Below are 14,885 nucleotides of genomic sequence, written 5' to 3' on the forward strand. Positions count from 1 at the left end.
GCATCTTTCTCCGTACGGCGGCTCCCGGCGCCGTTTTACGGTCGCAAAGACTTGTGGGGAGGCCGGGTGACACTGGGGACAGGTACGAGGGTTCGCCACAGGACGCCGGCGAACGTCCAGGCGTTCGGCGCGGCGAGCACGGCGCTACGCCCGGCGCTGGAGTCGCCACGGCGGCCCGCGCGGGTGCTGGCGGTGTTCCCGCTCGGCATGTACCTGGAGATCCGCACCGAGGACGAGCCGTCGGTGGTGGCCGTGGTGACCGGCGAGGCGACCCGCCTGCCGAACGCCATGGTGCTCGGCGACCCGCTGCCCCCGGCCTCGGCGGGCGACGAGGCCGCGGTGGGCGACGGCTGCGTCGAGATCGGCCGGGTCACCGTGCGCGTGCGCCGCTGGTGGGACCCCGCGCCTCCGCTCGGCCCGGTCGGCGCCGACCGGCTGGCCCGGGCCCTGCCGCGTTTCACCGAGATCTGTGAGGCGTCCGGGCGGCGGCCCGGCCTGCCGTCCGGCGGCGCCGGTGCGATGCTGGCCGAGGGCTGCCACCGGGGGTCGCTGGCCACCGCGATCACCGCCGCCGAGCAGCTCATGGGCCTCGGCCCGGGGCTGACGCCGAGCGGCGACGACATGCTCGCCGGGCTGCTGGTCGCGCTGCGCCACCTCGGCGGTTCCGCGGGCGTGCGCCGCGCGGTGTGGCTGGCCGACTGGCTGGCGGCCACCGTGGCGTTCGACGCCGGCACCCGCACCACCCCGATCTCCGCGACGCTGCTGCACTGCGCGGCCCGCGGCGAGGCCTGCGTGGACGCGCTCGCGGTGCTGCGCGGCGTCGCGGGGCGCCGGCCGCTCGAGCCCGCGCTGCGCCGCCTTCTCCAGATCGGCCACACCTCGGGCGCGGACCTCGCCTGGGGCATGCGGACCGGGATGTCCGCTGTGCTGGCTCTCGGCGGCATGACCGCCGTCCGGACGGCCCAGCCGTCCCGCGCCTTATGAACGACGCGCCGTGTGAAAGCGTCGAAGGAGAAGTGGGCGGACGCCGGAGCGAGGACGGACGGCCGCGAGCAGGGCGGAGGCACCGCCATCAACCCATGAGAGAGGCGGTGAGCGACGGTTGACCACGAACACCGATCAGGTCGAGGTGCGGGCCGGCGTCTACCACGACTCGGTGAGCCTGATGCGGGTCAGCCAGGCCCTCGGCTCGCGCCCGGGGGTCAGCGTGGCGATCGTCGCCATGGCGACCGAGCTGAACGTCGGCCTGGCGCGCGAGGTCGGGTTCGAGGTGCCCGCCGCGGGCCCCGCGGACCTGCTGGTCGCGATCCGCGCCGAGTCCGCCGAGGAGCTCGCCGCGGCCGGTGAGGAGCTGGAACGGCAGTTCGCCGGGCTCGGCAGGGCCGCACGCGACGGCGGCGGCGCGGCGGCCGCGCACGCCCCGCGCACCACCCGCGCCGCGGCCAAGGTCTTCGACGCCACCCTCGCGCTGGTGTCCACGCCGGGCGACCACGCGTTCACCGAGGCCATGGACGCCGTCGAGGCCGGGCTCTCTGTCATGATCTTCAGCGACAACATGCCGCTGGAGCAGGAGATCGCGCTGAAGGAGCGCGCCGCCGAGCGCGGCGTGCTGGTGATGGGCCCCGACTGCGGCACGGCCGTGGTGAGCGGCGCCGGGCTCGGCTTCGCCAACGTGCTGAGCCCCGGCCCGGTCGGCGTGGTCGCCGCCTCGGGCACCGGCGCCCAGCAGGTGACGTGCCTGCTGGACCACGCGGGCGCCGGGGTGAGCCACGTGCTCGGCGTCGGCGGGCGCGACCTGTCGGCGGCCGTCGGCGGGCGCTCCACCCTCGTGGCGCTGCGGGCGCTGGACGCCGACCCGTCCACCGAGCTGATCGTGCTGATCTCCAAGCCGCCCGCGCCCGAGGTGGCCGAACTGGTGCGCCGCGCCGTCGAGGAGCTGAGCACCCCGGTGGTCGGCGCCCTGCTCGGCCCCGGGCAGGACGACCTGACCACCGCCGTGGAGAAGGCCCTGCACGCCCTCGGGCGTCCGGTGCCGCGGTGGCCGTCCTGGACGCTCCCCCAGCGGCCCCGGACGGCGGGGCTGTGCGGGCTGTACTCCGGCGGCACGCTGTGCGCGGAGGCGAAGCTGATCGCGGGCACCGGCGAGTTCACCGACTTCGGCGACGACGAGTACACCCGCGGCCGCCCGCACCCGATGATCGACCCGGCGATGCGGCTGGAGGCCCTGTCGCGGACGTCCGGCGTGATCCTGCTCGACGTGGTGCTCGGCCACGCCGCCGACCCCGACCCGGCGGCGCGCCTGGCCCCCGCCGTCCGCGCGGCCGGCGAGCGGGGCGCGTCCGTGGTGGCCGCCCTGGTCGGCACGGACGCCGACCCGCAGGGCCTGCGCCACCAGGCCGAGGCCCTCCACCAGGCGGGCGCGTCGGTGTTCGTCTCCAACGCCGCGGCCGCCCGGCACGCCGCGAGCCTGATCGCGAGCGCGCCGTGACGCCGGTGTCCGGCGCGCACCTGACGTCCGTCTTCACCACGGCGCCCGCCGGGCGCGCCGCGAGCCTGATCGGGAGGGCGCCGTGAGACTGTCCATGCTGGAGGGCGAGACCCGGGTGATCACCGCGGGCACGGCCGTGCTCGCCGAGGCGCTCGCGCAGCAGGCCGTGCCGCACCTGCCCGTGGACTGGCGGCCGCCGCTGCCCGGCACCGCGCCGGCACTGGCCAAGGTGACGGCCGACCCGCGGCGCGAGGCCGCCAACGCGACCGCCGTGGGCCGCATGACGTCCGCGCGGCCCCGCCTCGCGGGCGTGCGGCCGGCCGGCGAGGTGCTCGGCCTGCCGCCGCGCACGTTCCTGCACGCCGGGCCGCCGATCGACTGGGAGCGGGCGTCCGGGCCGATGCGCGGCGCGCTGATCGGCGCCGCGCTGTTCGAGGGCCTCGCCGCCGACGCCGAGGAGGCCGAGCGGCTGCTGGTGTCGGGCGGCGTGAAGCTCGACTCCTGCCACCACCACCGCACCGTCGGCCCGATGGCGGGCGTGGTGAGCCCCTCCATGTGGATGTTCGAGGTGACCGACGAGGAGCACGGCGGCACGGCGTACTGCTCGCTGAACGAGGGCCTCGGCAAGGTGCTGCGGTACGGCGCCTACGGGCCTGAGGTCGTGGAGCGGCTGCGCTGGATGGGCGAGGTGCTCGGCCCGGTGCTGGCCGCCGCCCTGGCGCTGAGCGGCCCGATCGACCTGCGCTCCCTGATCGCCCAGGCCCTCCAGATGGGCGACGAGCTGCACAACCGGAACCGGGCCGCCACGTCGCTCATGGTGCGCGAGATCGCCCCGGCGATCGTGGACGCCTCCCCCCGGTACGCCGCCGAGGTGCTGCGGTTCGTCAACGGCAACGACCACTTCTTCCTCAACGCCGGCATGGCGGCGGGCAAGGTCTCCGCGGACGCCGCGCGGGGTGTGCCCGGGTCGTCGATGGTGGTCGCCATGGCGCGCAACGGCACCGACTTCGGCATCCAGGTCTCCGGGCTCGGCGACCGGTGGTTCACCGGCCCCGCCGGGGTGCCGGACGGCCTGTACCTCGGCGCGTACGGCCCGCAGGACGCCAACCCCGACATCGGCGACTCGACCATCACCGAGACGTGCGGGCTCGGCGGGTTCGCCATGGCGGCGGCCCCGGCGATCGTGCGTTTCGTCGGCGGCGACGTGTCCGACGCGATCACCGCCACGCGGTCCATGTACGAGATCACGCTGGCCGAGCACCCGGCGTACCAGATCCCCGGGCTCGGGTTCCGCGGCACGCCGACGGGTATCGACGTGACCCTTGTGGCCAGAACCGGTGTGCTGCCGGTCGTGAACACCGGGATCGCGGGGCGCGTGGCGGGAACGGGGCAGGTGGGAGCGGGTCTGGTCAGCCCGCCGGCCGAGGCGTTCGCCGCCGCTCTGGCCGCACTGGCGGAAGAGTAAAGGAAGACCGAATTCCCATTGACCCCTCTTTGACCCTAATATCAGTGCCTTGGCGCACTGTCGAGATGATGACGCACTTGATCGTTCGATGATCCATAAATAGGGATATGACGCGGACAAGCGTGAACTGGGGAGCGCGGGTGTACCGCCGATCGCCTGCTCGGGAGGAAGCCCTCGATGGCAGAGGGTAGGACCCCGATCGGCGCGGGGGTGGCACCCGATGGTCAAGGCCGACTGGTCGGCAGGCGGTACCGCCTGCTCTCGCCGGTCGGCCGTGGCGGCATGGGCATGGTCTGGCACGCCCACGACGTGCTGCTCGACCGCGACGTCGCCGTCAAGGAGCTGATCCTTCCCCTCGGGCTCGACCACGCGGGCACGCAGGTCGCCCACCGCCGCATGCTGCGCGAGGCCCGGTCCGCCGCGCGGCTCAGCCACCCGGGCATCGTCACCGTCCACGACGTGGTCGAGGAGGACGGGCGGCCCTGGATCGTCATGGAACTGGTCCGCGCCTGGTCCCTGGAGCAGGCGGTGCGGCAGAGCGGGCCGCTGCCCGTCGTGCAGGCCGCCGAGATCGGCGTGCGGGTGCTGGACGCCCTGCGGCACGCGCACGCGGCGGGCATCCTGCACCGGGACGTCAAGCCCGGCAACGTGCTGCTCACCGCCGACCGCGTCGTGCTCACCGACTTCGGCATCGCCGCCATCGAGGGCGACGTCACCATCACGCAGACCGGCCTGCTGATGGGGTCGCCCGCCTACATCCCGCCCGAGCGGCTCCAGGGCCGCCCGATCACCCACGCGGCCGACCTGTGGTCGTTCGGCGCCACGCTGTACGCCGCCGTGGAGGGGCGCCCGCCGTACGAGGGGCCCGACGCGGTCGCGGTGCTCGGCGCGGTGCTCACGCAGGAGCCCAACCGGCCCCAGCGCGCCGGAGCGCTGCTGCCGGTGGTCGAAGGGCTGCTGCGCAAGAATCCCGCCGACCGGATGCCGGCCGCGCAGGCGGCCGAGCTGCTGGAGCGGGTGCTGCGCACCCACGGCTCCGGCCTGCCCGTGCGGGGGCTGGACGGCGCGACGTCCACCCCGCTGCCCACCCGCGACGACTCCACCCCGGTAGGTATGCTCCCTCCGCTCGATCCGCCCTCCGGTCCCCTGCCCTCCCGCATCATCGAGACGCCGTCCGGCCCCGTCCGCGTGCCCGCCGAGCAGGTGCCCGGCCCCGCGCGCGACGCCGGCCACGCCCGCCGCCGTGACGGCGAGCCAGGCGCGCCCTTCCCTGCGCCGGCCTACGACGCCCTGGCCGGCGACCCGGGCCGCCCTCCCTCCTACGACGCGCTGCGCGGGGCCACCGGGCCCTACGAGAGCGCCCCCCACGGCGCGCCCTCGGCTTCGTCAGGGCCCCAGTCCTACGACGCCCTGCGCGGTTCCTCAGGGCCGCAGGGGTACGACCCGCTGCGCGGCCCGTCGGGAGCGCAGCCGAACCCGTACGACGCGCTGCGCAGCTCCTCGGGGCCGCGGTCCTACGACGCGCTGGGCAGTCCCTCGGGGTCGCAGTCCTATGACGTGCCGCGAGGTCCCTCGGGGCCGCAGGCCTACGACGCGCTCCGCGGGCCGTCCGGCCCTCAGGGGTACGACCCGCTCCGCGGGCCGTCCGGGGGCCAGGGGTACGACGCGCTCGGCGGCCCGCACACGGACGACCCGCTGAACGGCCGGGGTGCCCGGCCCGCCCCCTACGACGCGCTACGAGGCCCGTCCGGGCCGCAGCCGGACCCGTACGACGCGCTGCGCAGCCCCTCCGGGCCGCAGGCCTACGACGCGCTCCGGAGCCCCTCCGGGCCGCAGGCCTACGACGCGCTCCGGAGCCCCTCCGGGCCGCAGGCCTACGACGCGCTCCGGAGCCCCTCCGGGCCGCAGGCCTACGACGCGCTCCGGAGTCCCTCCGGGCCGCACACGGACGACCCGCCGAACGGGCGGGGCACCCGGCCCGACCCCTACGCCGCGCTGCGCGACACGGCCGACCGGGACGTGGCCGACGCGGGCCGCGCGACCGGTGACGTGCTGGTGGCGGGGACCCCGGGGGCGCGCGGGCGGGGGCCGAACCTCGCGGACCGGCTGGCCAGGGACATCGAGAACCCGTTCGGCGAGCCCGAGCGCCGCGCCCGTGACCCGCGCGACGACGGCGGGCGCCGGGTGCGGGTGGACGACGTGCGGGACGAGGACCCCCGTGAGGGCCGCTCCCCCGTGCTGCTCGTCCTCGCCGGCACCGGCATCGTGGGCGTCGTGGCCGCCCTGCTGTTCGTGTTGTGGCCGTCCGACCCGGCGCCGCGCGACGACGCCGCGCCCGCCCCTCCCCCGGTGACCAGCGGGCAGCCGTCGGTGAACGCCGGCTCCGGCGCGCCGTCCGCGCCCGCGCCCGAGGAGGGCGGCGGCTCCTCCGAGGTGCCCTCCGGCTTCCGCGCCCGCACCGCGGCCGGCGTCTCGGTCGCCGTCCCCGAGGACTGGACGGCGTCCGTCTCCGACGCCGCCGTCACCTACGTCGGCCCGAAGAGCTCCGGCCGCCGCATCCAGATCAAGCGCGTCGCCTCCACCGGCGACGACGGCCTGGCGGCCCTCACCAAGGCCAAGGACGAGGCCACCCTCACCGACTACGCCCAGGCCCGCCTGGAGTCCTCCCCCTTCGGCGACTACGACTCCAGCGTGTGGGAGTACACCTACACCGCCCTCACCAACGTCACCACCCACGCCGTCACCCGGCACATCACCGTCGACGCCGGCACCGCCTACGAGATCACCTTCACCGCCCCCGACGCCGAGTGGGACCAGGCCGACAACCGCCAGACCATGGCCGTCCTCTGGAACACCTTCAAGCCGGCCTCCTGACGGCGCCCCCTCCAGGACCGGCGCGGGCTCAGGTCAGGGGGATGACGACCTGGTCCTCCAAAGGGGGCTCCTCCTCCTGGGGACGGCAGCCCGTGGCGGCGAAGCAGCGGATCCTCAGCGCGCCCGCCTCCACGGAGACGTGCAGGAAGCTCTTGAAGAACGGCGGGTCGTCCCAGTCGGAGAGCTCGGAGAACCAGCGGTGGAACGTGCGGCCCACCGGGAGGTGGAACGGCATGGGCCAGCCGCCGAGAACACGGGCGGCCCACTTCATGCGGGTGGTGATCCTGACCTCCGGGACGCCGGGGGTGGCCACCGGGGCGCCGGGCGGGGCCTCGACGGGGGCACCCGGGACGGGCGCGGCGGCCGGGACGCCGGGAGTGTTCACCGGGCGGGGCGGCGCGTTGCCGATCTGGCGGGACATCAGCACGAGACTCTGGTCGGGGGTGAGGTACAGCCACGGCATGCGGAGGCGGCGGGAGTACAGCTTGCTGTAGAAGGACAGGGAGTCGCCGCGCAGCGGGTAGCACTTGAAGGCGTCCTCGTGGACGCCGCCGGCGTCCACCCGGGGGATGGTGTGGGTGGCGTGCGTGAAGGCGCCGCCGCCGCCGGAGACGATGTACTGGATGACGCGGTCGCCGACCGCGACGGGGTAACGCTGGTAGTTGTGGGTGTCGCCCCCGATGGCGGCGACGTAGTTGGCGGCGGGGTCGCGCACGATCTCGTCCACGGTGCCGCCGCCCTCGATGGGGCCGGGGTGGTAGGCGTTGCGGTCGTAGATGGGCTTGCCGGTGATCAGCACCTTGGGGCGCGGGTCGGCCGACACCCGGCGCAGCCAGGCGCCCTGGTCGCGGTCGATGCCGCCCCTGATGCCGTTGTCGATGCCCACGAGCAGCAGCCCGGGCAGGTCGATCACCCAGTACGGGCCGGGCTGCACGGCCCGCTGCCCGGGGGCGCCGCGCCGTTCGCGTGCCTTGGCGAGCTTCGCCTCGTCGATGGGCTCGGGCTTCCTCCACAGCAGGCCGCGCAGCCCGGGGAGGCGCTTCCCCGCCTCGATCGCGGGCTCGTCGCAGAACACCCGCATGAACCCGCCGAGCCCGTCGTACCAGTCGTGGTTGCCGGGGATGGCGTAGATGGGCCCGGGATAGCCCTGGTAGGGGCGGAAGAACTTGTCCTCGTACTCGTCGCCCGCCCCGGTGGGGTAGATGACGTCGCTGGCCACGATCGCGAACGCCGTGCCCTCGCCGATCTTGAGCAGGCCGGGCACCACGGCGTACTGGGAGGCGTCGCCCTCGCCGGTGTCCCCGACCAGCAGGAAGCTGAACTCCGGCCCCACATCAGGCTTCATCCGGAAATCGGGATCGACGCCGCGCTCCTGACGTACCGCGATCCACCGCCGCCGCATCTCGTCCGACGGGTCACCGAGAAGCTGGGCGAGGATCTCGTTGCGCGACCGCAGCAGCACCGACGGCCGCAGCCAGGAGAAGCCGGCCTTGTCCGGCCGCAACCCTTGGAACGTGCCCACCTGCTGGCAGGACCACCCGGCCCCTTCCTCCGACACCCGGGATGAGAGCTGCTTCCCGCGCTCGGCGGCCCGATCGACGTCGACCATGGCCCCATTCTCCCCGCGATCTTGCCCCGGCGGGCGGCCGAACACGGAATCCGGCAGATCACGGAATGAGCACGCCCGGGTTCAGGATCCCCGCCGGGTCCAGCCGCTCCTTGACGGCGCGCAGGATCTCCACCCCGAGCTCGCCGATCTCCAGCGCGTAGGCGTCGCGGTGGTCCCGGCCCACCCCGTGGTGGTGCGAGATGGTGCCGCCCGCGATGCCGATGGCCTCGCTGACCGCCCGCTTGGCGGTGTCCCACTGGCCGAGCGGGTCGCCGGTCTGCGCGGTCACCACAGTGAAGTACAGCGACGCGCCGGTCGGGTACACGTGCGAGATGTGGCACATGACCAGCGGCGGGTTGCCCTGCCGCCCCGGCGGGCCGGTCTGCCCGAGTGCCACGCTCAGCACCAGCCGCACCGCGTCGTACAGCCGCGGGACGCCCGACCAGAAGCACGCCGTCTCCAGCGTCTCGACGGTGGCGCCCGCCGCGAGCAACCCGTCGCGCAGGTACGGGGCCCCGTACCTGCCGTGCGCCCACGCCTCCCCAGGCTCGGGCCCGAGGTAGAGCCCGCCGAGCCCGGACAACGTCTCCGCGGTCTTCTCGCGCCGGTACGCGACGTCGGCCGCGTCGCCCTCGTACCCGGCGACGGCCAGGCAGCCCGCGCCGGTCTGGAAGCCGCCGATCTGGTCGGGCTTGGCCAGCCCGACCATGGTCTCGGCCTCGTCGGACAGGCGCAGCACCGTGGGCATCGGCCCGCTCTGCGCGACGCGGCGCAGCGCGGCGGTGCCCGCGGCGAAGGACTCGAAGCGCCAGCCCTCGTACACCCGCTCCTCGGGCATGCGGCGCACCCGCAGCCGCAACGAGGTGATCACGCCGAAGGCCCCCTCGGAGCCGAGGACGAGCTGGCGCAGGTCGGGACCGGCGGCGGACTTCGGCGCCCGGCCGAACTCCATCGTGCCGCGCGGCGTCGCCACCGTGACCGCCATGACCATGTCGTCGAACCGGCCGTACCCGGCGGACGCCTGGCCGCTTGACCTGGCCGCGGCGAACCCGCCGAGGGTGGCGTACTCGTACGACTGGGGGTAGTGCCCGAGGGTCAGGCCGTGCCCGGCCAGCAGGTTCTCGGCCTGCGGGGCGCGCAGCCCCGGCTCCAGGTCGGCGACCAGGGACTCGGTGTCCACCGTCAGCAGCCGGTTGAGCCGGCCGGCGTCCAGCGCGATCACGCCCGTGAAGCCGCGCCGGTCGGCGACCAGCCCGCCCACCACCGAGGTGCCGCCGCCGAACGGCACGACCGCCACCCGGTACCGGGAGCACAGCCGCAGGAGCTCCAGGACCTCCTCGTGCGAGCCGGGCTGCACCACCGCGTCGGGGGCGTCGGAGCCGTCACCCGCGCGCATGCGCAGCAGGTCGGGGGTGGACTTCCCGCGGGTGTGGCGGATGCGGGCGTCGTCGTCGATCCGCACGTTGGCGCTGCCGACGACGGCGCACAGGTCGGCGAGCACCCCCGCCGTCAGGGCCACCGGCGGCAGCCGCACCTCGCCGAAGGTCGCCGCCCGCCGCTCCGGCTCGCGGACGCCGAGCAGCTCACGCAGCAGTTTGAGCACGGGCGCGGGCAGGCCGGCCACCTTGGCGGGGTCGCCCCAGCCGGACCACAGCATCGGCTCGGCCGGGGTGTCGGGAATCTCCACGCCCTACACTGTGACATGCCCTCCCGGCCCGCGTGCGCGCCCCACCCGCCAAGCCCCGCGCCCCCCGCGCACCGGCCCTCCCGGGGCCGACCCGGTCCACGCCCCACCCGCGAGAACCCGCGCCCCGCCATGCGCCGGCCGTCCCCGGCGAACCCCCCACGCGACCCATCCGGGAAAACCGCGCCGACCGTGCACCCGCCCTCCCCGGCGGACCCGCCACTCAACCCACCCCGCGAAAACCGCACCCACCGTGCACCCGCCCTCCCCGGCGGACCCGCCACTCAACCCACCCGGGAAAACCGCACCCGCCGTGCACCGGCCCTCCAGGCGGGCCTGGTGGGCGGACCGCCAGGAAGGCCTGGGGGGCCCCGCCGGACCCGTCACCTGAAAGGAGCGTCCCGCTCGTGAACTCCTCCTTGAACGCCGCGCGGCGGGTCCGCGACCTCGGCGAGGCCCGGGAGACCACGGCCGATCTGCTCGTCGTGGGGCTCGGCGCCACCGGGGCGGGGGTCGCGCTCGACGCGGCGTCGCGGGGGTTGTCGGTGGTGGCGATCGACGCGCACGACCTCGCGTTCGGCACGTCGCGGTGGAGCTCCAAGCTCATCCACGGCGGGCTGCGTTACCTCGCCAAGGGGCAGGTCGGGGTGGCGTGGGAGAGCGCGGTGGAGCGGGGCACGCTGATGTGCCGCACGGCGCCCCACCTGGTGCGCGCCCAGCCGTACGTGATGCCGCTGACGCCCGCCGTCTCGGCGGCGCAGGCGGCGGTGACCATGGCCGGCTACCGGCTCGGCGACGTGCTGCGCGCGGCGGCCGGCACCCCGCGGCGCACGCTGCCCGGCCCGGTGCGGGTGGACGCATCCCGGGCCAGGGAGCTGGTGCCGGGGCTGCGCGGGGCGGGGCTACGCGGCGCGCTGGTGTCGTTCGACGGGCGCGTGGTGGACGACGCGCGGCTGGTGGTGGCCGTGGCGCGCACCGCCGCGGCGCACGGCGCGCGGATCGTGACCCGGTGCCGCGCGCTGTCGCTGTCGGGTGACGGCGCCGAGGCCCGCGACGAGCTGACCGGTGAGACGTTCACGCTGCGGGCCCGGAAGGTGATCAACGCGGCCGGCGTATGGGCGGGCGGCCTGTCCCCCTCCGTGCGGGTACGGCCGTCGCGCGGCACCCACCTGGTGCTGCGTGAGGGCGCGCTCGGGTCGCCGCGGGCCGGCATGCACGTGCCGATCCCCGGGGAGACCGCCCGCTTCGTCCTGGTCCTCCCCCAGCAGGACGGCCGCGTGCTGGTGGGCCTGACCGACGAACCCCTGGACGGCCCGGTGCCCGACGTGCCGGAGGCGCCCGAAGCCGACGTGGTGTTCCTGCTGGACGTGCTCGGCTCGGTGCTCCAGACGCCGCTGACGCGGGCCGATGTGGCGGGCGCCTACGCGGGCCTGAGACCGCTGCTGGACGGCGGCGGGCGCACCGCCGACCTCTCGCGGCGGCACGCCGTCCTGACGGCCCCAGACGGCGTCGTGACGATCGTGGGCGGCAAGCTGACCACCTACCGCCGCATGGCGCTGGACGCGGTGGACGCGGCCTTCCCCGGGGCGCCGCCGAGCCGTACGGCGGGGCTCCCCCTGGTGGGCGCCGGGGACCGGCCGGGGCCGGAGGGCGTGCCGCGCCGCCTGGCCGAGCGGTACGGCCGGGAGGCGGCGGCCGTGCACCGGCTGGCGCGGGAGGAGCGCTGGGCGGGGGACGGGCTGCCGCTCGGGGTGACGGTGGCGGAGCTGGTGTGGGGGGTGCGGCACGAGGGGGCGCTGGACGCGGGCGACCTGCTCGACCGGCGCACCCGCATCGGCCTGGTGCCGGAGGACCGGGCCGCGGCCCTCCCGGTCGCCGAGCGCGTCGTCCGAGAACTTCGTGGGGAATAGCCCGGATTCGCATGGTTTCCCCAGCAGGCCCACGCGTGTGATTTTCGTCACATCGGCATGACGTAAACTGCCAGTATTCGGCTGTTGTCGGGAATTGAGAAAACCGCTCGCCGCCTGACCGCCACCATTAGGTTAGTCTTACCTAAGTTGATGGGGGAGGAATCGTGATCGGAGACCGGGCGAGAGGGTGCGAGCACCCCGCCGGGGCTCACGCGGGCGGGATACCGGTACGTGCGAGCGCCACGGTGGGCGCCCGCTTCTGGCTGCTCATCGAGCACACCGGCCCCTGGGCCTCCCACCTGCCCGAATGCGACCTCCCCGCCGAGATCCACGAGCTGCTCCGCCGGGCCGCCGACCTCGGCGTACGCGCCCAGCTCATCCGCCGTCCCGGCCGCCGCACCCAGGTCACGGGGCCGCGCAGGATCCTCGTGGCGGATGCCACCGCCGAGGTCCCCTGGATCGCCGAGGGGTTCTTCGAGGACCCAAGGGATCTTGACCTGGGATCTCTGGTGCGCGGAGTGGTTCCAGGGTCCTGCATACTTGTCAAGGAGCCGGTGTTCCTGGTCTGCACCCATGCCAGGCGCAACGCGTGCTGTGCCCGCGAAGGCCTGCCCATCGCCCGGGTTTTGGCCGAAGCAGGGCCGGGAAGAGTGTGGGAAACCACCCATGTGGGCGGCGATCGCTACGCCGCCAACCTCGTGTGCTTGCCACACGGGCTTTACTACGGCAGCATGTCTCAGGCTGCCGCCATCGCGGTGGCAAACGCGTACCGGCACGGCGAGATCGTTCTCGACCGTTTCCGGGGACGCGCGGGCATCCCTGAGCCATCGCAGGCCGCCGAGCATTTCGTCCGCGTTCACACGGGCGACGTGTCGGTAGGCGGAGTGGCCGTGGAATCCACCAGGTCGGACGGCGACGTCACCGCGGCGTACGTGTACGCACACCGCGAGGACGCGTGGTTCCGGGTCGTGGTCGAGCGGACGGAGTTCACCGCCCCGTGCGGCACCTCGTGCGCCGACACGGTCACGACCTACCGGCTGGCCGCGCTGGAGCATCTCCGGTGCGGCTCGCCCGTTCTGACCTGAGGGCTCCGAAGCGAGCCGGGAACACCACGGCCCGTCACGGCGTTGGCAAATAGAGATGCCAAAAGCGTCCAAAGCGGCCCACACACGAAATACATCTCACCTAAGGTGGTTTCTCATGTCTCAGGTACGTCGGCAGATCGCCCGCCCCCGCCCCAGCTGGGGTTGGCAGGATGATGCCGCGTGCCGTGGAGAGGACCTTGTGCTGTTCTTCGGCCCCGACGGCGAGCGTCAGCCGGAGCGCGACATCCGCGAGCGTAAGGCCAAGGCCATCTGCGCCCAGTGCCCGGTCCGCGCCGAGTGCCTCGACTACGCCCTGTCCCGTCCGGAGAAGTACGGCACGTGGGGCGGGCTCAACGAGGACGAGCGCGCGTCCGAGCGTCGCCGCCGCATGCGGCGTGCCGCCAGCGCCGGGATCAGCGCCGCCTGACCAACCCTCCACCGGCATGCTTCTGTTGCCAGCATGATCATGCGGCTTCTCCGCTCCTGTACGCCTCCAGGGTCGAAATTGCCGCATGATCATGCGGGTGCCTCCCCAGGCCCCACTCTGTGAACCCCAACCCCTACACAGCCGAACCCCCGTCCGTCCTCCGCCCGAGAAGGCGGAGGACGTCTTCGTCGGTCAGTTGCTCGAAGTGCCTGTACCACTGCCCCACGGCGTGGAAACCTGGCGGCGTGGCGAGCATGACGACCTCGTCCGCCTCGTCCCTGAGCGCGGTCACCGTCCTCGGCGATCCCACCGGCGCCGCCAGCACCAGCCTGCGCGGCCTGGCCCGGCGCACCGCCCGCAGAGCCGCGCGCGCCGTCCCCCCCGTGGCCAGCCCGTCGTCCACCACGACCACGTCACGCCCCGTCAGCGCGGGCAGCGCCCGTTCCCCCCGGTAGACCGCGACCCGCCGGGCGAGCTCCCGCCGCTCCCGTTCGACCACCGGCGCCAGGTCCTCCTCAGACATCCGCAACCGCGCCAGCAACCCCGCGTCGAACACCGGCTCCCCTCCTTCGGCCACCGCCCCGAGCCCCAGCTCCGGCTGCGCCGGATGCCCGATCTTCCGGGTGACCAACACCTCCAACGGCGCACAAAGCCTCTCCGCCACCGGCCCCGCCACCGCCACCCCACCCCGAGGCAGCGCCAGCACCACCGGATCCGCCAGCCCCATGTCCCAGAGCATCTCCGCAAGCATCATCCCCGCCTCCCCCCGCCCCGGGAACGGCAACGAAACCCGCCGGCCAACGCCCATACCAAACCCGTACCCCCACCCCCCCCCCACAAGCCCCCGCCCCACGACGACCACCGACCAGGACGATCACCCCAAATCACCCGACCAACGGGCATACCGGCGGCCCACCGCACGACAGCGCCGAAACCCGCCGCACCACGTACCACCGACGCGGCACCGGTCAAGATGCCGCAAAACGGCCAAGGAACCCGCCCAACAGCCGGATGAGACGCCGCACGGCTGCCGGACACGCCCCCGCTACAGCGGACCCACCCGCGACCGCCGACCAACCATCCAGAATCACCCACCAACGGCATACCGGCGCCCCACCGTACGGCGGCGCCGAGATCCGCCATACCACCTCCCGCCGACGCGGCGCCGGTCACGCTGCGCAAAGCGGCGAAGGAACCGGCCTAACGGCCGGATGAAACGCCGCACGGCGGCCGGGACATGACCCGCCGCTGGCCCCCGCGACCGCCGTTCCCGGCTGGCCCCCGCGACCGCGGGCCCACCCGGGAAACGCCGTCAAGGACGGTCATCCCCAACCACTTCACCG

The 14,885-nt window shown here is 74.6% G+C and carries 10 protein-coding genes; 7 read left to right on the top strand and 3 right to left on the bottom strand.

Annotated features, from left to right (window positions below; all coding sequences use genetic code 11):
- Positions 1-66 precede the first annotated feature (66 nt).
- From ABGB17_RS33385 to ABGB17_RS33400, 4 genes are all read left to right on the top strand, one after another.
- Positions 67-984, top strand: a complete 918-nt coding sequence (locus tag ABGB17_RS33385) for a DUF2877 domain-containing protein (protein WP_347637328.1) — start codon at positions 67-69, stop codon at positions 982-984.
- A gap of 118 nt (positions 985-1,102) precedes the next feature.
- Positions 1,103-2,488 carry an FdrA family protein gene (locus ABGB17_RS33390; protein ID WP_347637330.1) on the top strand — a complete coding sequence of 462 codons (1,386 nt, stop codon included), beginning with the start codon at positions 1,103-1,105 and terminating at the stop codon, positions 2,486-2,488.
- A gap of 82 nt (positions 2,489-2,570) precedes the next feature.
- Complete coding sequence (locus ABGB17_RS33395; RefSeq protein WP_347637332.1) at positions 2,571-3,953, top strand: DUF1116 domain-containing protein; 1,383 nt, start codon at positions 2,571-2,573, stop codon at positions 3,951-3,953.
- Positions 3,954-4,130: 177 nt separating this feature from the next.
- Entirely contained in the window at positions 4,131-6,827 is a 2,697-nt protein-coding gene (locus ABGB17_RS33400) for a protein kinase (RefSeq protein ID WP_347637334.1), read from the top strand.
- A 28-nt stretch (positions 6,828-6,855) separates the two neighbouring features.
- Here ABGB17_RS33400 and ABGB17_RS33405 read toward each other — a convergent pair whose 3' ends face one another.
- A complete protein-coding gene (locus tag ABGB17_RS33405) occupies positions 6,856-8,436 on the bottom strand; it encodes a metallophosphoesterase (protein ID WP_347637336.1) in 1,581 nt (526 codons plus the stop codon).
- 58 nt (positions 8,437-8,494) lie between these two features.
- Positions 8,495-10,093, bottom strand: coding sequence for an FAD-binding oxidoreductase (locus ABGB17_RS33410; protein WP_347637381.1), 1,599 nt, complete (start codon positions 10,091-10,093; stop codon positions 8,495-8,497).
- A gap of 434 nt (positions 10,094-10,527) precedes the next feature.
- Here ABGB17_RS33410 and ABGB17_RS33415 point away from each other — a divergent pair, with 434 nt between their 5' ends.
- From ABGB17_RS33415 to ABGB17_RS33425, 3 genes are all read left to right on the top strand, one after another.
- Positions 10,528-12,030 carry a glycerol-3-phosphate dehydrogenase/oxidase gene (locus tag ABGB17_RS33415; RefSeq protein ID WP_347637337.1) on the top strand — a complete coding sequence of 501 codons (1,503 nt, stop codon included), beginning with the start codon at positions 10,528-10,530 and terminating at the stop codon, positions 12,028-12,030.
- A 164-nt stretch (positions 12,031-12,194) separates the two neighbouring features.
- Positions 12,195-13,115 carry a sucrase ferredoxin gene (locus ABGB17_RS33420; protein ID WP_347637339.1) on the top strand — a complete coding sequence of 307 codons (921 nt, stop codon included), beginning with the start codon at positions 12,195-12,197 and terminating at the stop codon, positions 13,113-13,115.
- 115 nt (positions 13,116-13,230) lie between these two features.
- On the top strand, positions 13,231-13,542 hold the full coding sequence (locus ABGB17_RS33425) for a WhiB family transcriptional regulator (RefSeq protein WP_093171423.1): 312 nt from the start codon (positions 13,231-13,233) through the stop codon (positions 13,540-13,542).
- A gap of 133 nt (positions 13,543-13,675) precedes the next feature.
- On the opposite strand, the gene ABGB17_RS33430 is transcribed toward ABGB17_RS33425, so the two are convergent.
- Positions 13,676-14,296 (bottom strand): phosphoribosyltransferase family protein, encoded by a 621-nt coding sequence (locus tag ABGB17_RS33430; RefSeq protein ID WP_347637341.1) that lies wholly within the window; start codon positions 14,294-14,296, stop codon positions 13,676-13,678.
- Positions 14,297-14,885: the final 589 nt, after the last annotated feature.

This window comes from Sphaerisporangium sp. B11E5, assembly GCF_039871875.1.
In the GTDB taxonomy this organism is placed as follows: Bacteria; Actinomycetota; Actinomycetes; order Streptosporangiales; family Streptosporangiaceae; genus Sphaerisporangium.